The sequence below is a fragment of the Dehalobacter sp. 12DCB1 genome (assembly GCF_004343605.1).
Classification (GTDB): Bacteria; Bacillota; Desulfitobacteriia; order Desulfitobacteriales; family Syntrophobotulaceae; genus Dehalobacter.
Genome location: NZ_POSF01000014.1, coordinates 298,004 through 317,793, shown reverse-complemented (window position 1 = coordinate 317,793; position 19,790 = coordinate 298,004). Strand labels below are relative to the sequence as shown.

Annotated in this window: 18 protein-coding genes; 17 read left to right on the top strand and 1 reads right to left on the bottom strand. The window is 45.8% G+C overall.

Annotated elements, in window-relative coordinates; translation table 11 throughout:
* The first annotated feature begins 112 nt into the window (after window positions 1–112).
* The 13 genes from C1I38_RS08455 (at window position 113) to C1I38_RS08395 (ending at window position 14,427) form a co-directional block, all read left to right on the top strand.
* Window positions 113–400, top strand: coding sequence for a ribbon-helix-helix protein, CopG family (locus tag C1I38_RS08455; RefSeq protein WP_034382236.1), 288 nt, complete (start codon window positions 113–115; stop codon window positions 398–400).
* On the top strand, window positions 390–740 hold the full coding sequence (locus tag C1I38_RS08450) for a type II toxin-antitoxin system PemK/MazF family toxin (protein WP_015043684.1): 351 nt from the start codon (window positions 390–392) through the stop codon (window positions 738–740). The genes C1I38_RS08455 and C1I38_RS08450 overlap by 11 nt, the downstream gene beginning before the upstream one ends.
* Window positions 741–913: 173 nt before the next feature.
* Window positions 914–3,052, top strand: coding sequence for a Tex family protein (locus C1I38_RS08445; protein ID WP_020491804.1), 2,139 nt, complete (start codon window positions 914–916; stop codon window positions 3,050–3,052).
* Between the two features lie 66 nt (window positions 3,053–3,118).
* Complete coding sequence (locus C1I38_RS08440) at window positions 3,119–4,342, top strand: amidohydrolase (RefSeq protein ID WP_020491805.1); 1,224 nt, start codon at window positions 3,119–3,121, stop codon at window positions 4,340–4,342.
* A 17-nt stretch (window positions 4,343–4,359) separates the two neighbouring features.
* The gene (tsaE, locus tag C1I38_RS08435) at window positions 4,360–4,785 is read left to right on the top strand and encodes a tRNA (adenosine(37)-N6)-threonylcarbamoyltransferase complex ATPase subunit type 1 TsaE (RefSeq protein WP_020491806.1); all 426 of its coding nucleotides are present in this window, start codon (window positions 4,360–4,362) and stop codon (window positions 4,783–4,785) included.
* A gap of 35 nt (window positions 4,786–4,820) precedes the next feature.
* Complete coding sequence (gene tsaB / locus C1I38_RS08430; protein WP_020491807.1) at window positions 4,821–5,531, top strand: tRNA (adenosine(37)-N6)-threonylcarbamoyltransferase complex dimerization subunit type 1 TsaB; 711 nt, start codon at window positions 4,821–4,823, stop codon at window positions 5,529–5,531.
* Between the two features lie 73 nt (window positions 5,532–5,604).
* On the top strand, window positions 5,605–6,090 hold the full coding sequence (gene rimI / locus C1I38_RS08425) for a ribosomal protein S18-alanine N-acetyltransferase (protein ID WP_026156362.1): 486 nt from the start codon (window positions 5,605–5,607) through the stop codon (window positions 6,088–6,090).
* 32 nt (window positions 6,091–6,122) lie between these two features.
* Window positions 6,123–7,142, top strand: a complete 1,020-nt coding sequence (gene tsaD, locus C1I38_RS08420) for a tRNA (adenosine(37)-N6)-threonylcarbamoyltransferase complex transferase subunit TsaD (protein ID WP_020491809.1) — start codon at window positions 6,123–6,125, stop codon at window positions 7,140–7,142.
* A gap of 341 nt (window positions 7,143–7,483) precedes the next feature.
* Entirely contained in the window at window positions 7,484–8,059 is a 576-nt protein-coding gene (locus C1I38_RS08415; RefSeq protein WP_020491810.1) for a 5-formyltetrahydrofolate cyclo-ligase, read from the top strand.
* A 40-nt stretch (window positions 8,060–8,099) separates the two neighbouring features.
* Window positions 8,100–8,597 (top strand): NADH-quinone oxidoreductase subunit NuoE, encoded by a 498-nt coding sequence (gene nuoE / locus C1I38_RS08410; RefSeq protein ID WP_020491811.1) that lies wholly within the window; start codon window positions 8,100–8,102, stop codon window positions 8,595–8,597.
* Window positions 8,598–8,610: 13 nt separating this feature from the next.
* Window positions 8,611–10,557 carry an NADH-quinone oxidoreductase subunit NuoF gene (gene nuoF, locus C1I38_RS08405; protein ID WP_026156363.1) on the top strand — a complete coding sequence of 649 codons (1,947 nt, stop codon included), beginning with the start codon at window positions 8,611–8,613 and terminating at the stop codon, window positions 10,555–10,557.
* 115 nt (window positions 10,558–10,672) lie between these two features.
* Window positions 10,673–13,348, top strand: coding sequence for a formate dehydrogenase subunit alpha (fdhF, locus tag C1I38_RS08400; RefSeq protein WP_083916765.1), 2,676 nt, complete (start codon window positions 10,673–10,675; stop codon window positions 13,346–13,348).
* Between the two features lie 242 nt (window positions 13,349–13,590).
* Entirely contained in the window at window positions 13,591–14,427 is an 837-nt protein-coding gene (locus C1I38_RS08395) for an NYN domain-containing protein (protein ID WP_020491815.1), read from the top strand.
* 250 nt (window positions 14,428–14,677) lie between these two features.
* Here the strand turns inward: C1I38_RS08395 and C1I38_RS14020 are convergent, their stop codons facing one another.
* Window positions 14,678–14,941: a hypothetical protein gene (locus C1I38_RS14020; protein WP_165904919.1), complete on the bottom strand. Its 264-nt coding sequence runs from the start codon at window positions 14,939–14,941 to the stop codon at window positions 14,678–14,680.
* 386 nt (window positions 14,942–15,327) lie between these two features.
* Here C1I38_RS14020 and C1I38_RS08385 point away from each other — a divergent pair, with 386 nt between their 5' ends.
* From C1I38_RS08385 to C1I38_RS08370, 4 genes are all read left to right on the top strand, one after another.
* Entirely contained in the window at window positions 15,328–15,786 is a 459-nt protein-coding gene (locus C1I38_RS08385; RefSeq protein ID WP_020491816.1) for a MarR family transcriptional regulator, read from the top strand.
* A gap of 36 nt (window positions 15,787–15,822) precedes the next feature.
* Window positions 15,823–16,662: a DegV family protein gene (locus C1I38_RS08380; protein ID WP_020491817.1), complete on the top strand. Its 840-nt coding sequence runs from the start codon at window positions 15,823–15,825 to the stop codon at window positions 16,660–16,662.
* A gap of 178 nt (window positions 16,663–16,840) precedes the next feature.
* Entirely contained in the window at window positions 16,841–17,137 is a 297-nt protein-coding gene (locus C1I38_RS08375; RefSeq protein WP_020491818.1) for a metalloregulator ArsR/SmtB family transcription factor, read from the top strand.
* 74 nt (window positions 17,138–17,211) lie between these two features.
* Window positions 17,212–19,671 (top strand): CoA-disulfide reductase, encoded by a 2,460-nt coding sequence (locus C1I38_RS08370; protein WP_020491819.1) that lies wholly within the window; start codon window positions 17,212–17,214, stop codon window positions 19,669–19,671.
* Window positions 19,672–19,790: the final 119 nt, after the last annotated feature.

Sequence of the window (19,790 nt, the reverse complement as noted above, 5' to 3'; positions counted from 1 at the left end):
GAATATTGCTTGTACCCACCCGTGTCTTCGTTGACACTTTAGAGGGTGAGTCGCTATAATAAAATAGGATTGCTTAATGGGGCCTTCCGTGGCCATGAAGGGGGTGCCTTGCTTGGCAGAGACTAGGCGTATTGTTGTATGTTTGCCGGAAAGCATTATTGAGGAAGTAGACGAAATCGTATCGTCAGAGAAATTAAACCGGAGTGATTTTATCAAAGAAGCTGTTTACAGTGTATTGATTGAACGGCGAAAAGCAGGAATACGAGAGCAGATGCGGCAGGGATATGTTGAAATGGCTCAAATTAACCTGTCAATGGCATTAGATTTATGCCAGGCTGAAGAAGAGGCAACGATGCGCTATGAAGGGAAACTAGCTTGGAGTGTCGGGTATGAGTATTAAACGCGGGGAGATTTTTTATGCGGAACTAAACCCCGTTGTAGGTTCTGAACAAGGCGGCACTAGGCCGGTCTTGGTTATTCAGAATGATATTGGGAACCAGTATAGCCCGACAACAATTATCGCAGCAATTACATCCCAGATTTCGAAAGCCAAACTGCCGACCCATGTGGAAGTCAAAGCGAAACGAAGTGGTTTGGAAAGAGATTCTGTTATTTTGACTGAGCAAATCAGAACGATCGATAAAAGCCGTTTGAAGGAAAAAGTCGCAGTGCTCGATGAGGAAGTAATGCTCAGGGTTGATGAAGCGATTGAAATAAGCCTTGGGCTGACGGAGATCTGAAGGATTTCAATGGATGAGGCCAAATTACATAGTACGGAATAACGCAGCGTACAGGCTTCTAACACCTGACGCTGTTTTTTATACGGAGGGGAGACATGGGGATGTTTCTTTTATCCCCTCGAAGGGATAAAAGAAACGTCCCCATGTTCCCATGATTGGAGGAAAAAATAATAATGGACTTTATTAGCGTCATTTCAAGGGAGTTAGGACTGAAAACCTGGCAGGTCGGGGAAACGGTAAAGCTCCTGGACCAGGGGAATACCATTCCGTTTATTGCGCGCTACCGCAAAGAAGCAACCGGAGAACTTGATGAAACTGTGCTCAGAGCCATGGCAGACCGGCTGGAATATCTCCGGAACTTGGAGCTCAAAAAAGAGGAAGTCATTCGCTTGATTGATGAACAGGGCAAGCTCGATGACGGTTTAAGATCCAAAATAGAAGCTGCAGCGAAACTGCAGGAAGTCGAAGATCTGTACCGGCCCTACAAGCAGAAAAAAAGAACCAGGGCCTCGATAGCCAGAGAAAAGGGTTTGGAGCCTTTGGTAGATTGGTTATTCAACCAGCCTGCCGAAGGAAGCCTGCAGGAAGAGGCCGCTAAGTATCTTAATCCCGATTTGGGTGTCCATGATGCTGCTGAGGCATTGAGCGGGGCTCAGGATATAATTGCTGAGAACGTTTCCGATGATGCGGAAACAAGAAAACTAGTTCGGACCAGGATCTATGAATGGGCGGAAATCACAGCCAAAGCAAAAAAAGAAGAGCGTTCGCCGTATGAGATGTACTATGAATATAAGGAACCTGTCCGTAAAATTCCGCCGCACCGGGTTCTGGCTTTGAATAGAGGAGAAAAGGAAGAATTCCTTTCCGTAGGGCTTGAGATTGAAGCGGATAAGATTCTGCAATTATTGGAAAAGAAATACCTGCAGGGGGGCCCTTGCCAGGAGTTGATGAAAGGGGCTTTGCAGGATAGCTATAAGCGGCTGATCTACCCATCAATCGAAAGGGAGATCCGGGCCGAGATTACCAGCAGGGCAGGAGAACAAGCTGTCAAGGTGTTTTCCGCCAACTTGCGGCAGCTTCTGCTGCAGCCGCCGGTAAGAGATAAAGTGATCATGGGGCTCGATCCCGGTTACAGGACAGGCTGCAAATGGGCCCTGATCGATGATACGGGAAAACTCGGAGAGGTAGGGGTGATCTATCCAAACCCTCCACAGAATAAAAAGCAAGAAGCCAAACAACTCATTGCCAAAGTGGTGGAGCAGTATGGCGTCCAGATTATTGCAATCGGCAATGGAACGGCTTCCCGCGAAACGGAGGAGCTCGTCACCGAATTCATCCGGGAAAGTGGGCTTCCGTTGGAATACATTATTGTCAGTGAGGCAGGGGCTTCGGTATATTCGGCTTCGCCACTGGCCAAAGAGGAATTCCCGGATTTTGATCTTTCACTGAGAAGCGCGGTATCCATCGCCCGCAGATTGCAGGATCCTTTGGCTGAGCTTGTCAAGATTGAACCGAAAGCAATCGGCGTTGGTCAGTATCAGCACGATATCCAGCCTAAGGTTTTGGAAAGCTCGCTGGGCGGTGTCGTCGAATCCTGCGTCAATACAGTCGGAGTCAACTTGAATACAGCTTCGCCGTCTATTCTGAAATTTGTCTCCGGATTGAATTATACGGTCGCCAAAAATATTGTTTCCTACAGGGAGAAGAATGGTAAATTCCGGCGAAGGGAAGAATTGAAGAAGGTATCCAGGCTCGGGGAGCAGACTTATATTCAATGTGCCGGTTTTATTCGGCTGCCGGATGGCGATAATTATCTGGAGAATACGCCGGTTCATCCGGAGTCTTATGATGTTGCCACGGCAATCCTGAAAAAAGCCAATTTAACAGCGATCGACCTCAAAACAAATCCAGAGAAGGTGCGCGCTGCGCTTGGAGGTTTCAGCGCTGAGGAATTAGCTGCGGAACTTCAGGCAGGCGTACCAACCATTAAAGATATTCTCGAGGCTTTGCTGAGACCGGGGAGGGATCCGCGTGAGGATCTGCCGCGCCCACTGCTGCGTCAGGATATCACCAAATTGGAGGACCTGCAGGTAGGAGTAAGTTTGGAGGGGACTGTCAGGAACATTGTTGACTTTGGCGCATTCGTCGATATCGGCGTCAAGAATGACGGATTGGTTCATATCTCGGAACTCAGCAACAGTTATATCAGACATCCGATGGAAGTTATCTCGGTCGGCGATATCGTGAAGGTCAGAGTCCTCAGTATCGATCTGGCTAGAGGCCGAGTCAGCCTCTCAATGAAGGATATATAATAAGTCATTCTTCCGCTGTAAGCGGAGCATCGACGACAAATACTTTTAAGTGAGGAAATATTTCATATGAGCAATCAACAGATCATTATTGCCGGCGGAAATATCAAACCGATGACCGGAGAGCTCGAATTTACAGGGAGTATTTTGGTCAAAGATAGTAAAATTGCAAAAATTATAAAGCATTTGGTTACGGCGACAGATGAAGACGAAGAAAACGCGTTCAGAGAAATGTTCGGCCTAAGTACGGAAGAGTCGGTACACATTGTATCTGCCAGGGGAAAATGGGTTTTGCCTGGTTTCATTGATGCGCACTGCCACGTCGGGATTGGAGAAGAAATCTATCAGCATGAAGGTGACGACCTGAATGAAATGACGGATCCCCTGACCCCGGAACTTCGCGCGATTGACGGAATCCATCCCGAAGATGAAGGCTTCAGGGATGCACGGCTCGGAGGAGTCACCGCTGCTTTTACCTGCCCCGGAAGCGCAAATGTCATTGGAGGTACAGGTGTTGTTGTCAAAACGGCGGGACGTGTGGTCGAAGAAATGATTCTGAGAGACCCTGCAGGACTCAAAATCGCGTTCGGTGAGAATCCCAAATTTGTATACGGAGAACAGAAAAAAATGCCGATGACGCGAATGGGAACAGCAGCCTTGCTCCGGCAGGCGTTGGTAGATGCTCAGAACTATCGGGAGAAACTGGAACAAGGCCAAAAGGATTTGGACAAACTTCCTGAACGGGACCTCGGACTCGAAGCAATCAATCTTGTACTGGACAAAAAAATACCGCTCAGAGCTCATGCCCACAGGACGGATGATATAATGACCGCTATCCGGATAGCCCGCGAGTTTGACGTAGATCTGGTTTTGGACCACTGTACTGAAGGTCATAAAATTGCCGATGTGCTTCAGCAATATGGCTACCCTGCGGCTGTCGGTCCTTCTTTCACGAACAGGGCCAAAGTAGAGCTTAAAGATAAAACATTTAGCACGCCGGGAGTATTGAACAAAGCGGGACTTAAAATAGCGATCATCACGGATCATTCCGTTACCCCTATCGAGCATCTGCCGCTGTGTGCAGCGATGGCTGTCCGCAACGGACTTGAGGAGGAAGACGCGCTGAAAGCAATCACGATCTGGCCGGCTGAAATACTCGGGGTCGCCGACAGAGTCGGATCTTTGGAAGTAGGAAAAGATGCTGATATTGTCGTATGGGAGGGCAAACCGCTCAGTTTTGAGGCCACGCCCCATACAGTATTGATCAATGGTCTGATCGTAAAGCCCGAGTGAGACGGGAGCGTGAAAATATGGAACGGCTGATTGAATCGGTAAGTTCTGAGGAGACTTTTCTTCTCGGAAAACTGCTCGGACAAAGTTTACGGGAAGGTACGGTCATCTGTCTTTATGGAGATTTGGGCTCGGGCAAAACAGTCCTGGCTAAAGGGCTCGGTGAAGGGCTCGGGGTTACGGACACCATGACAAGTCCGACATTTACCTTGATTCAGGAATACAGTACAAAAATTGATGGACTGAAACTGATTCATATGGATTTATACAGACTCCACCACCCGGAAGAAGCAGAAATCATCGGTGTTGCCGATTATTTCGGGGATGACTGCGTCTGCCTGCTGGAATGGCCGGAAATCATTGTAGATTTACTGCCGGAAGACAGGCTCGAAATCAGAATTCAGGGAAGCGGTAATCAAACACGTTCAATTATGCTCAATTTTTGACATTTGCGAAAAAATAATTAAAAGCAGTGAGGCCTATGAAATATCTGACAATCGATACAACAACAAAGATAACTGCGCTGGCCCTGGGGCAGGATGGCAGGCTAGTCGCAGAGGGATTCCTGAACACTGGGAAAACCCATTCTGAAAGACTAATCCCGATGCTGGATCAGCTGCTGAATGCTGCAGACTGGAAACCCGTGGATCTTGATTTTATCGGCGCAGTCAGGGGTCCAGGGTCATTTACCGGCATCAGGATCGGAATCGCCACAGCCCAGGGACTTGCACAGGTCCTCAATATTCCTTTGGTCGGAATTACTTCGCTGGATACGTTGGCCTGGGCTGGAAAGGGCAGGTCGGAAGAAACCGTTGTGATCCTAGATGCCCGCAAAAACGAATGGTATTATGCTCGATATATTTGGAGGGAAGACAGAGAATGCCTGGACGGGCCGAAAGCTGTTAAGCCGGAAGCGCTCACAGCGGAATTGAAGGAACTTCAAAAATCTTGCTTTTTTGTTGGGGACGCGGTTAGCGGGGGTAGAAAATTTCTGGAGGAACAACTTGGTAGCCAGGCCGTTATACTGTCTGAATACCAGTACCTTCCAAGAGGAGCCTATGCAGCATGTGAGGTTTGGGAACAGTGGAAGATAAGATGCGTTGACGGGAATTTTCATGCGCTGGAACCCATTTATATTCGTCTCTCAGAAGCTGAAACCAATTATCTTAAGAAACAAGGCAAAATGCAGTAGTCATATTGGTATTCTCAACATACTATGATTCTGAAACATCATTTAAGAGGAATACTGATATTAGGTGATAAAAATGTTAAAAAGAGATCGGGCCAAACAGAATAGGGAACCTGAGGCCGAGGCTATCGTTCGCCCTATGCAGCTTGGGGATATCCCATCCATTGTGGCGATTGAGGAAGTATCGTTTGCCACGCCATGGACAACGGAGTCTTTTACATCAGAATTGAAAAATAATGTTTTAGCCAATTATTTTTGCCTAGAGCTGGATCACAAGGTTATTGGCTATATAGGGCTTTGGATCGTCATGGGAGAGGGGCATATTACAAATGTTGCAATCTGGCCGGGATGCCGCGGTAAGGGCTGGGGCGAGTACCTGATGAAAAACGTGATTTATCAGATGATAGCTAAAGGTGTGATGCGGTTTACACTGGAAGTTCGGGTATCCAATCAGACGGCGCGGAATCTGTATGAAAAATTAGGTTTCAAGGCAGCCGGAGTACGCAAAGGGTACTATTCCGACAACCAGGAGGATGCACTGATTATGTGGGCCAGTCTCTAGTAGAACTTAACTAGTTTCGTTGGAGGAGTATTGTGGACAATAACAAAAATGTAATAATTTTAGGTATTGAAACAAGCTGTGATGAGACGTCGGCTGCGGTCTTAGTCAACGGTACAGATTTAAAAAGCCACATCATCTCATCTCAGATTGGTACCCACCAAAAGTATGGAGGCGTTGTCCCGGAAATAGCATCGCGGGAACACTGTCTGCATATCAGTCAGGTAGTTTCAGAGGCCCTCGGACAAGCAGGTATGGGATTTAAAGATCTTTCTGCAGTTGCAGTGACGTACGGCCCTGGGTTGGTGGGATCTCTCCTGGTGGGAGTATCTGCTGCCAAAGCCATGGCCTATGCAGCAGGCATTCCTTTAATCGGCGTCAACCATCTGGAGGGGCATGTTTATGCCAACTTCTTGGAGCATCCGGACTTGCGTTTCCCGCTGCTGGCGCTTTTGGCATCCGGCGGACACACCAATCTGATTATTTTTAGGGGACATCTAGACTATGAAGTGATCGGTAGAACCAGGGATGATGCTGCCGGAGAAGCCTTTGACAAAGTAGCCCGGGCGCTTGGATTTGGATATCCGGGCGGTCCGAATATCCAGAAGGCTGCTTTCGAAGGAAATGCAGCAGCTTTTGATTTTCCCAGAGCAATGCTGGAAACCGGGAGCTTTGATTTCAGTTTCAGCGGATTAAAGTCCTCGGTTCTTAATACCTTAAACAGTGCTCGGATGAAGGGCGAAATTTTGAATACTGCCAACCTGGCAGCTTCTTTCCAGGCTGCCGTTGTAGAGGTGCTTGTGCAGAAAACTCTCCGGGCCTTGGAAAAATATCCGATTAAGACCTTGGCCCTGGCCGGCGGGGTTGCAGCAAACAGCAATTTGCGGCAAGTGCTGCAGCAGGAACTGGATCACCGCGCAATCTCTTTTGTTTATCCTTCACCGGTATACTGTACCGACAATGGCGCGATGATTGCACTGGCCGGTTATTATCGCTTTATGAATGATGATTATGCTTCATGGAAGTTAAATGCGGTTCCTGGCTTGAATATGTAAAATTGGAGGACGCAGTTACATCGGTTTATTTTCAATTATTCATTAATAATTGATTGAATAATCAAAAACTTTATATTTTTTATTTATTATGGTAAAAAAATCGACAAAAAAGAATAGGTATAAGAAAAACATAGAATGCAATATTTATCCACAACGGTTGTGGATAATGTGGATAAACCATGAAAAAACTTGTTCTTTGGCTAGTGCGGCTGGGGATAATTTTTAGGAAAAAATGCTAAATGAACACCATTTTTAAGAAATTATGATTTTTGAAGTGATTAATGTCGAAAATATGATTAATTTTGCTCTGTAATGCAGACATATGACCAGGAGGACAGAACGTGAACAAAAAAGAAAAAGATTTATTTCGAAAAAAAGTTCTTCAAATCAGGAGGGTCATGACAGCTGATGAACGCAGGCAAAAAAATGATCGGATTCAAAGGAATATAACGTCTTTGCCAGCTTATCAGAACGCGGAGATAATTATGATGTACTTAAATTATTGGGATGAAGTAGAAACTACCGGGGTTGCGGAAGAAACGCTCAAAGCACGAAAAAAGTTGATTATTCCGTTTTGTCAGGGGGAAACCATTATTCCGTGTCAAATCAAAAATATTAAAGATGATGTACAGTTAGGGACTTTTGGGATCAGAGAGCCGGGTCCTGACTACTTACATCCGATACCCCCAGAAGAAATTGATCTGATTCTAGTTCCGGGTGTCGTATTTGACAGGCAAGGCAAAAGGATTGGTTTTGGCAAAGGCTTTTATGATCGTTTCCTGCCTCAATTAAGGAAAGACGTTTGCATCATCGGTTTGGCGTATGATTGCCAGCTGGTTGAAAAAATTGCAGCAGAGGATCATGATTTTAAAATGTCTTTACTGCTTACAGAAAATGGTGTAATCTATGTTCCATAATCACATTTGCTAAGATTAGGACAAATTAAGGAGAGTGAATATGTGTAAGTGTTGTGACTCCAAACAAGAGGCAGTATTTGCTGATTCCAATCAACACAGGCTGAATGAGATTATCTCTGCTTATCAGGGTCATGATGGTGCTCTTATTCCGGTTCTCCAAGAGGCTCAGGAAATGTATGGTTATCTTCCTGAAGCCGTCATGCGGGCCATTGCCAAAGGACTGAAGATCCCTGAGGCAAAAGTATTTGGCGTCGTTACTTTCTATGCTCAGTTCAGACTGAAACCAACAGGCCGTAATTTGATCCGGGTTTGTATGGGAACAGCCTGTCACGTCAGAGGCGCTCAGAAAGTACTTTCTGAGATTGAACGCGAACTTGCAATTGTTGCCGGAGAGACTACCGCTGATCAAAGATTCACGTTGGAAACCGTTGCTTGCATTGGAGCCTGTGGACTGGCTCCTGTCATGACCATCAATGGTCAGGTTTTTGGAAATATGAATTCCGGCCTGGTGCCGGATATTCTGAAAAGATTTAAATAAGGGAGGGGAAACGATGAAGGTTTTAGTGAACCCGTGTTGTGAAAAATGTCATCATACAGCATCCACTCCCTGTTCCGATTATGTTCAATGCAGGACGGAAGGGCCATTGTGCCATGACGATGTTTCCTGTAAACAGCAGAGGCAGAGACTGATGTCTTTGATCCTGGAACCAGACAGAAGAAATAAGCAGATTCTGGTCTGCAATGGAACAGGCTGCTTTTCTTCAGGTTCCCAGACATTAATTGATCTACTCAGGGAAGGATTGGCTGCAAGAGGCATTGATACGGCTGACGTCCGCTCTACGGGCTGTCACGGTTTTTGCGAACAAGGGCCGACCGTGATCATTGAACCGGATAAGACTTTCTATACGAAGGTCAAGGAAGAGGACATTTCTGAAATTATTGAAAAAGATATTTTACGTGATGAAAAAGTTGAAAGACTTCTTTACGAGGATCCGGTATCTGGAAAACTCGCGGCAAATTTTGAGACCGTGAATCTATTTGCCAAACAGAAACGGATCATCCTTGATAACTGCGGTAAGATTGACCCGGAGGAAATCAGCCATTATCTCGCTAAAGATGGCTACAAGGGTTTGGCCAAAGCGATCCAAACCATGAGCCCGGACGAGGTTGTGGAGGAAGTTAAAAAATCAGGCTTGAGAGGCCGCGGAGGTGCAGGTTTTCCGACAGGACTTAAATGGAGTCTATGCCGCCAGTCAGAGGGCGCGAAAAAATATGTGATCTGCAACGCCGATGAAGGAGATCCTGGTGCATTCATGGACAGGGGCGTTCTTGAAGGAGACCCGCATGCGGTGATTGAAGGAATGCTGATCGGCGCTTACGCGATTGGCGCCGACGAGGGTTATATCTACTGCCGGGCCGAATATCCGCTCGCGATCGACAGGCTGAGAACCGCGATTGCCCAGGCTGAGGAAAATGGATTACTGGGCAATAACATCCTGAATTCCGGATTTAACTTCAAACTAAAGATCAAAGCCGGTGCAGGCGCTTTTGTCTGCGGCGAGGAGACGGCCCTGATTGCTTCCATCGAAGGCAAGCGTGGGATGCCGACGGTCAGGCCTCCCTACCCTGCCGTCAAAGGCCTCTGGGGAAAACCGACCAATATTAACAACGTCGAGACCTGGGCCAATGTACCGTATATTTTACGGAATGGCACAGACTGGTATACGCAATTCGGCACTGAAAAAAGCAAAGGCACCAAGATATTTGCTCTGACCGGCAAGGTCAATAACACCGGCCTGGTGGAAGTACCGATGGGTATCACGCTGAGAGACATCATTTTTGATATCGGCGGCGGGATCAAGGACGGAAACCAATTTAAGGCTGTTCAAATCGGGGGGCCCTCGGGAGGCTGTCTTCCCGAGGAAATGCTGGATATTAAAGTCGATTATGATAATCTGACCGCCGCAGGAGCAATGGTTGGCTCAGGCGGACTGGTTATTCTTGATAATACGACATGTATGGTCGATATTGCCCGTTTTTTCTTAAGTTTTACCCAGAAGGAATCCTGCGGCAAGTGTACACCCTGCCGGGAAGGAACGAAGCGGCTTCTCGAAATCCTGATCCGGATCACCAAAGGTGAGGGGAAAGCTGAGGACTTGGATACGCTGGAAAATCTGGCCAAGGTTATTAAACGGACATCACTGTGTGGTCTGGGCCAGACAGCTCCGAATCCATTACTTGCAACACTGCGCTATTTCCGTCACGAATATGAAGCCCATATCTTTGAGAAACGGTGTCCGGCGCATGCCTGTACCGCGCTGATGGAATATACGGTTGATAATGAAAAATGTAAGCGCTGCGGGCAATGTTCCAAAGTCTGCCCGGTCGGCTGCATCACTGGGGATAAAGATACACCCTATGTGATCGATACGCAGAAATGCATTAAATGCGGGGCTTGTCTGAAAAAATGCAAATTTAATGCAATCAGCCTAGCTTAGTATTTCAAATAGTTATCTAGATAAGCCTAAGAATGGCTGATCGGGTGTTCGTATATTTGAATGTCGAGTGATTTGTATTGTTTGCTTGAATGAAAAGTGGAAAAGGAGTGAGAGTGTGGAAAAGGTTCAACTCCAAATTGACGGAAAAACTGTATTGGCCTCTGCGAAATCCACGATTTTGGAAGCTTGCCGGAAAAACGGGATTTCTGTTCCGACACTGTGCCATGCTCCCGAGCTAACCAATTGGGGCGCTTGCAGGTTGTGCATGGTCGAAGTAGAAGGCATGCGAAACCTGGCCACAGCGTGTACGATGGAAGTACAACAGGGGATGGTCGTAAGGACTTCAACACCGGAAATTAGGGAAGCCCGCAGAACCATCCTGGAATTGATTTTAGCGAACCATGATATTGACTGCCTAACCTGCGAAAAGATGGGCGACTGCGATCTTTCCCGTTATGCCTATGAATATCAGGTTAAAGGAAATACTTTTCAGGGAGAGAAACGCTGCTCCGACCTGGATGACAGCAATCCGTTCATTTTTCGGGATATGAATAAATGCATTTTATGCGGCAAATGCGTGAGGGCTTGTGCCGAGATTCAGGTCAATAACGTTCTGGATTATTCCAAACGCGGTTTTGAAACCCAGGTCGGGCCTGCTTTTAACCTGCCGTACGGTGACTCAGATTGTGTATTCTGCGGTTCATGTCTGGCCGTTTGTCCGGTTGGTGCGCTGACTGAAAAACAAATGATCGGCAAAGGACGCCCCTGGGAAATTAAAAAGGTTCGGACCACGTGTCCTTACTGTGGAACAGGCTGCAATTTTGACCTGAATGTCAAGGATGGCAAAGTGATCGGAGTAACCTCCAGTTCCGATGCACCGGTCAATGGCAAGGCACTGTGCGTGAAAGGACGGTTTGGATATGATACGATCCACAGCCCAAATCGCCTGCAAGCGCCGCTGATCAGAAAAGACGGTAAACTGGTCGAATCGGACTGGGACGAAGCCCTTGACCTTATCGCAGAGAAATTTACGGCAATCAAGGCCGAGAACGGTCCTGATTCGCTGGGTGCTTTAAGCTCAGCACGCTGTATCAATGAAGACAATTACCTGATGCAAAAACTGATGCGCGCAGTGATTGGGACCAATAACATCGATCATTGCGCCCGGACCTGACACGCTCCCTCTGTGGCCGGTCTGGCCACTTCATTTGGCTCGGGAGCTATGACGAACTCAATTGGTGAAATACCGCATTCCAAGGTTATTTTTGTGATCGGTTCCAATACGACTGAAGCCCATCCCGTCATCGGCGGCAAGATCAAGCAGGCAGTCTTGAACGGCTGCAGACTGATTGTAGCCGACCCGAGGGGAATTGAGCTGACCGGGTTTGCCGAAGTTTGGATGAGACTACGGCCTGGAACGGACATCACGCTGATTAATGGGTTGATGTATATTATTCTGAATAAAGGTTGGGAAGACCGAAACTTTATTGCTAAACGGACGGAAGGTTTTGAAGGACTGAAGGCGATTCTCCCCAAATATACGCCCGAGTATGTCAGCAGGGTTACCGGGGTTCCGGAGGAACTTCTTTACCAGGCTGCGGAGATCTATGCCACGGCCGAAAGTGCCCAAATCTTCTATACACTGGGCATTACCGAGCATATCACCGGTACGGACAATGTGATGTCCCTGGCCAACCTGGCCATGTTAACCGGCAATCTTGGCAAAGAAAATTCCGGCGTCAATCCGTTGCGGGGACAAAACAATGTCCAGGGAGCCTGTGATATGGGTGCGCTGCCGAATTTCTTCCCGGGATATCAGAAAGTGGAAGACGAAAAAGCAAGAGACAAATTTGAAAAGGTCTGGGGAGTACCTTTAAACCAGAACAAAGGGTACATGATCCCGGATATGTTTGAAGCCTCTCTTAAAGGGAAGCTGAAAGCAATGTATATTATGGGTGAGGACCCGGTTTCAACGGATGCGGATGCTCATCATGTACGCAAGGGGCTACAGGCACTTGACTTTCTGGTTGTCCAGGATATCTTCCTTACCGAGACAGCCAAACTGGCCGATGTTGTGCTTCCTGGCGTGAGCTACGCGGAAAAAACCGGAACATTTACGAATACCGAACGCCGCGTGCAAATGGTCAACAAAGCGGTTGAGCCTGCTGAAGGCGCCAAACCGGACTGGCAGATTATCAGTGCCATTGCCAAAAGAATGGGCTCTGATTTCAACTATCGTTCAACGGCAGACATCATGAATGAAGTCTCTTCATTGGCGCCGCAGTACGCGGGTATTTCGCACGAACGTCTCGGAACGAATGGCCTGCAGTGGCCGGTTACCTGTGAGACCCATCCGGGTACTCCAATTCTGCATATGGATGGCTGCACACGGGGCAATGGGCTGTTTATGCCAATTGAAGCCAGAGTTGCGGATGAGCTGCCTGATAAGGAGTATCCTTTCCTGCTTAGTACCGGACGCAAACTGAGCCACTATAACATCTCGACGCGCTATTCAGACGTATTAAGTGCTTATTCGGCAGAAGAATTTGCCGAGGTCAACCCTGAAGATGCCAGGAACTTAAATGTCTGTGACGGTGATAAGGTCAGGGTCTCCTCACGCCGGGGTGAAGTGGAGACAAAGGTTAGGCTGACAGACAAGGTTCCGCCCGGAATGATTTTCATGACATTCCACTATGTGAGCTCCCCAGTCAACGTCCTGACAAACGCAGCTTGTGACAAGATCTCGGGTACGTACGAATACAAGGTGTGCGCAGTTAGAATTTCAAAATAAAACCATACAGGCAGCTGCTTAGTATTGCATCATCAAGATAAATTTAAACAAATATGCATGAAAGGCCAAAAATACAAAAATTTGTTACAAACTAAAAAGTCTTCCTTCAGAGTTAAAACCGGGGGAAGACTTTATTTTCTGTAAAAAGGAGTGACAGACTTTTAATAAACATAAGCCTGTCACTCCTTGTCCGAGGCAGACATATATTGGTAGAGGAACAATGAGCAAAAGGGGTATCTTCATTGAAGGCAATAGCATTTGTTGATTACGAAAATATCTGGGAAGGCCTTCACGAATACGGCTACAGGCTGATGCCAGAGGAGTTTATTCAGCTTCTGGAGGATTATGCTGATCATATCGGAGTCGATCTGAAGGCCGTCTATTTGTATGCAAATTTTGACAAGGAAGAATTCTGGAGGACCCAAACTGCCTTTGAAAAGAGAAACATCTTCACGCGTCATGTCTATGGAAAAAATAACTATGTGAAAACTGAAGTCCGTGCAAATGCAGCGGATACGGAACTGATGCTGGAGGTTCAAGAAATTCTAGTGACCAGACCGAAAGCCGCAGAGTTATTTCTTTTATTTACAAGTGATGGCGATTTCCTGCCTATCATCCGAAGAATTCGTGCCTGGGGGAAAGAAGTCCGAATCATCGGCGTTAAGGACAAAATCAATCACCTGCTGATCCCTTACTGTGAAAGCCTGGATGTTTTCTGCAATCTTCTCAATAAGGATTATGCCAAGTATATGCCTGTTGATGATTTGTCGATAGGAATCGAATTGATTGCTGAGATGCAGATGAGACTGCCCTATGTTGCTTCTACCAGGGCCCGGTCATATTTAAGTATTAAGCTTGGAAGAACGGCCTCTGAAGTCAAAGATTTTATCCAGTACCTTTTGACGGAGAACTGCTTGATAGAAAAAGAATTACATGATCCAAACCTTGTCATCAAAAAGACCAAAATTTATTTATTAAACCTGGTCAACCCATTGGTCACAAAAATTCTAGGCAGTAATTTGACAGAACAGCTTGCAGCCCGTTACACAAGACTAAGTTCAGAAATTGTTGAGAAGTAACAGGAAGAAACAGGGCTGTAGGTCTATTGTTTGGCGGCTCAAATCAAAGTACAATTATTAATCCGATTAATCAGGTTCTCGAAACACTCCAAGTAAGGTTCTAAGCTCAGCATTCAAACTCTGGTTTTGTACCTGGCGTACATACCAGAGTTTTTTGACATTATTTTGTATATTAAAAGGAGGGTTCTTAGCAAAGAATCCTCCGTAAGACCAGATGCTCCTATTTGTGTTTCCTATTCCATAACAGCGCTTATCTGAGGGCTAAAATCATTAATGCAATAAGCAAGATGACAAAGGCGATGATCAATACCGGAAAAAAGATAAAAAAGTTAATAATAAGGAATAAACTTGCTAAAACAATTCCGCCTATCAGTCGCGGGATAAAACCAATAACAGGCGGTGGAGAGACTGGTGAAAGTGGCTGAACAGGCGGAATAGTAAACAAAGGTGACCTGGAGGGGAAAGGAGCACACTTGCAGCAGCCGCCTAACCGTCGATTAAAAAGTAGTGACATTGAGATTCCTCCTCTTAAGATGGAAATAGGCCCAAGGGGCTTTAATAAGATAAGAGGAACGTGGGCTGCCCCCAAAATATCTGGACAGCCGCAAACTGCTATATCCCTTTAGAGACTCAAACGGAAAAGGATGATCCCGAGAAGCAGTAAGACCAGACCGGACAGAATCGCGATTGGGTTAATGATGAAGTCACAGCATCGACTTGTCTTTTTATATTATTCGGCTTGTCTGAGGTATGTTCATAATCCAAGGGATTCTATGGTATTTTTCTAAAAATATTTCTAAAAACATATTTCGGAATTGACAAAAACATTGGCCTGACATATAGTAAAACTAATTTAGTTTGAACGTCAAAATAAAGAAGTATGATGGTAAGTGATACGCTATGAATAATCTTTATGGGACTTTAAATGAACTTCTGGTAAAGTTATTTAACGACATTCTCCAAATCGAAGAATTGTCCCTTAAGGACAATGAGTTTAGCGATCTCTCTATCACAGAAATACATGTGATTGAAGCAATTGGCCTCGCTAAGCGCAACATGTCTTCTGTAGCCAGAGACTTGGACATTACGATCGGGACTCTGACCATTTCGGTTAATAACCTTGTGCAAAAAGGCTATGTGAACCGGATTAGAAGTGATGATGACCGACGAATTGTGCTAGTTTCTCTTACGGACAAAGGTGTACAGGCGTATAAGCATCACGCCGGGTTTCATGATGAAATGATCCAAACAACCATTTCCCGACTTTCGGGTGAGGAAATGGAAGTGCTTGTTTCGGCTCTCGAAAATATCAATGGGTATTTTAAGGTCAAGTATAATTTGAAAAGAAGAGAAAAATAACAGAGCAAGCTGAACAGATACGGGAGGTTGGAAAGAATGCCAGTCAGGATTATTACGGACAGTACCAGTGATCTCCCCGGCTATATAATAGAGAAATATAACATTACGATTGTGTCGTTGAAAGTCTTGTTTGGGGAAGAGGAATACAGGGACGGAATTGATATTACCAACGAAGAGTTTTACGCTAAAATGGCCAGGCATAAAGAACTGCCGACGACAGCCCAGGTGAATCCGGGTGAATTTGTCGCGGAATTTGCCAAACACGTAGACCAAGGCGATGAAATCATCGGTATTTTTATTTCTTCCAAGCTGAGCGGAACGTATAATTCCGCTGTGATGGCCAGGGAGATCATGAATAAGGGCAGAATCTATGTAATCGACTCTAATAGCGCCACTTTCGGACTTGGACTATTGGTCATTGAGGCAGCCGAAATGGCCGCTGCAGGTAAAAGTGCGGAAGAGATCGTTCAAACAATTGAGATTCTGAAAGATCAGGTTCAATTCTATGGTGTTATTGAAAATCTAGAGAATCTGAAAAAAGGCGGAAGACTATCAGCGACCAGTGCATTTGCCGGCAGTATCCTGGGTATTAAGCCAATTATTTCTATCAAAGATGGAGCCGTCATTGTCGTCGGAAAAGCCAGAGGAAGAAAGAAAGCCTTCTTTTGGATTCTGGAAAACCTAAAAAACAACCATGTGGATTTGAATAATAAGAGAATCTGTATTGCTCAGGCTGCAGCACCTGAGAGTCTGGAGGAATTTAAACAGATCATTCTCAAAGAATATGTGCCAAAAGAAATTGTGGTATTTTCGCTAGGCCCTGTGATTGGAACCCACGCTGGTGCAGGCTGCATAGGGATAAGCTGTTTGGGATAGGGAAGCAGACCGGTTTATGATGATTTGCCCCGCATCTTCAGTAGGAGGTGCGGGTTTTAAAATCTCAAAAATAGAATTTAAGGATAGAGAAAATAAAAGAATGATAACGGGAATGCAAAATTGACAAATATATTGCTATATCGTAATATTAGAATATAAGAATGGAGGAGGGGTTTGCTTGTTGACTTACAAAGATAATCCGGTTTATTTCGAAGAAAGGGCGGACATATTAAAAGTACTTTCCCACCCTGTCCGGCTTTGCATTGTTAAAGGCCTGATGGAAAATGGGGAAAGCAACGTAATGAGCATGCAGAATTGTCTGAGTATTCCGCAGTCGACAATTTCTCAGCACTTATCTGCGTTGAGAAATAAGGGAATTATAAGGGGTAGACGCGAAGGACTAGAGGTCTTTTACTCGGTTCAGAATCCATTAGTGAAAAAGCTGATCCACCTGATGTTCTTCGAACAATATTAAATATTTTGAATTTGAATTATTAAGCAATAAACTAAAAAAACATTAATAATATAGGGTCGAGGAGGTCGTATCTAATGCATAAAAGAATTGCGATTGTCGGTGGGGTCGCTGGAGGAGCAACCACTGCTGCAAGATTAAGAAGACTTGATGAAGAATCGGAAATCGTTATATTCGAGAGAGGCGAACATATTTCTTTTGCGAATTGCGGACTGCCCTATTATATTGGAGGCGTGATCAAAGGACGGGATAAACTTCTTGTCCAGACCGTTAAAGGAATGACCAACAGATTCAATCTGGACATCCGGATAAAATCAGAAGTAACCGCGATTAACCGGCAGGATAAAAAGATTCAGGTAAAAAACCTCGCCACAGGTGTCGTCTATGAGGAAAGCTATGATCTACTCATTCTTTCGCCCGGAGCAAGTCCTATCATTCCGGGGATTGAGGGCATCACCGACAACCCGAGGGTATTCTCGCTTCGAACAATTCCCGATGCCGAAGCCATTGACAGTTATATTGATCAAAACCAGGCTAAAACAGCGGTCGTTATAGGCGGCGGATTTATCGGCCTTGAAATGGCCGAAAATCTAAAAGAACGTAACCTTGATGTCTATCTGGTTGAAGCCACTGATCAGGTACAACCCTCAATGGATTATGAAATGGCAAGCCTTCTACACACGCATCTCCGCGAAAAAGGTGTCAGGCTGATTCTGAAGGACAGTGTCGTGAAGCTGGAAGGATCAAAGGTCTATCTTCAGAGCAGTCAGGAGATTGAAGCAGATCTAATCGTAATGGCTATCGGCGTTCGTCCGGAAAGCATACTCGCCGTTCAGGCCGGTCTGGAGATCGGCGAAAGAGGATCTATCCGGGTTAATGAATATCTGCAGACCAGTGATGAAAATATTTATGCAATCGGTGATGCAATTGAAGTCAAAAACTATATTACAGGACTTCCGACAAATATACCGCTGGCGTGGCCGGCAAACAGGCAGGGTAGGCTTCTAGCCGATAATTTGTATGGCAGCCGTAAGCCTTACAGGGGAACTTTGGGGACTTCTGTTGCCAAAGTATTTGATTTGACGGCCGCTTCCACGGGCATCAATGAAAAAACAGCAGCTAAAATGGGAATACCTTATAGGGTCATTCATATTCACCCGAATTCCCATGCCGGATACTATCCAGGTTCGACGGTGCTTGATATGAAGATGGTCTTCACTGAAGACGGAAAAATACTTGGCGCGCAGGCCGTCGGGCGTAAGGGTGCAGAAAAGAGAATTGACGTAATCGCGACGGCTATCAAAGGCAATTTAACTGTTTATGACCTGCAGGATTTGGAACTGGCCTATGCACCGCCTTATTCTTCAGGAAAAGACCCGGTCAATATGATTGGGTATGCTGCGGCCAATTTGCTGGATCATATGGTCAAGACTGTTCAATACCATGAAATCGACGACATCGTCGCTGCCGGAAATATTCTGGTTGATGTGAGACAGCCAGAAGAAGTAGAACTGGGCAAGATCAACGGGTCAATCAATATCCCGCTTCCGGAGCTCAGAAAGAGGCTTGGAGAGTTGCCGAAAGACAAGCCGGTCTACCTGACGTGCCAGGTCGGCCTCAGGGGATATATTGCGGCTAGAATCCTAGAGCAGCATGGTTATGACCCGATCAACCTTGACGGAGGTTTCCGGACGTATACCAGTGTTTACTGGGCGGTTGAAAAAAAGGATAAAGGAACGGTAAAAGTTGATGATACCGGAAAAGCTTTCACCGAATCCCCGGAGGCTAAAATCACAGCGGATAAAGTGATCGATTGTTGCGGTCTGCAGTGCCCCGGACCAATTAAACTGGTATTTGAAAATATGAAGGTGCTAGAAGATGGCCAGGTTCTGGAGATCTTGGTTACGGATCCCGGATTTGCAAGGGATATTGAGTTCTGGTGCAGCAAGACAGGCAATACGCTACTGAAAACAGAATTAAACGGAGATTATTTGAAGGTCTATCTGCGCAAAGGAAGCGTGAAGCCTGTTGGCCAGCCGCAGGTAAATGTTGCGGTGGAGGAAAAACCCAGAGGTGCAACGCTGATTGTATTCGAGCAGAATATGGATAAGGCCCTTGCCTCATTTATCATTGCGACCGGCGCAGCATCCATGGGTAAGGACGTAACGATGTTCTTCACATTCTGGGGGCTGAATATTCTTAAAAAATATGACGCACCTAAGGTAAGCAAGGATTCTCTGGCGAAAGCCTTTGGCATTATGATGCCCCGCGGACCCAGAAAACTGCCTATCTCCAATATGAATATGGGTGGCATGGGTGCGAAAATGATCAAGCATGTTATGAAAAAGAAAAATGTTGATAGTCTGGAAGAACTGCTGCACAACGCGATGAAAATGGGTATTAAGCTTGTAGCCTGCTCCATGTCGATGGATGTGATGGGCATCAAGAAGGAAGAACTGATCGATGGAGTGGAAATCGGCGGTGTTGCCACAATGCTTGCCAAGGCTGAGGAATCAAACTTGAACCTGTTTTTCTAAAACATAAAATAGTTGGTTTCAAGGATCTTCCAACTTTCAGTAAAATAGTTTTGTAATCTCCACTGAAAATATGATAGATTATTAAGTACAGACCTAGTACCAGATATACCATCATAATT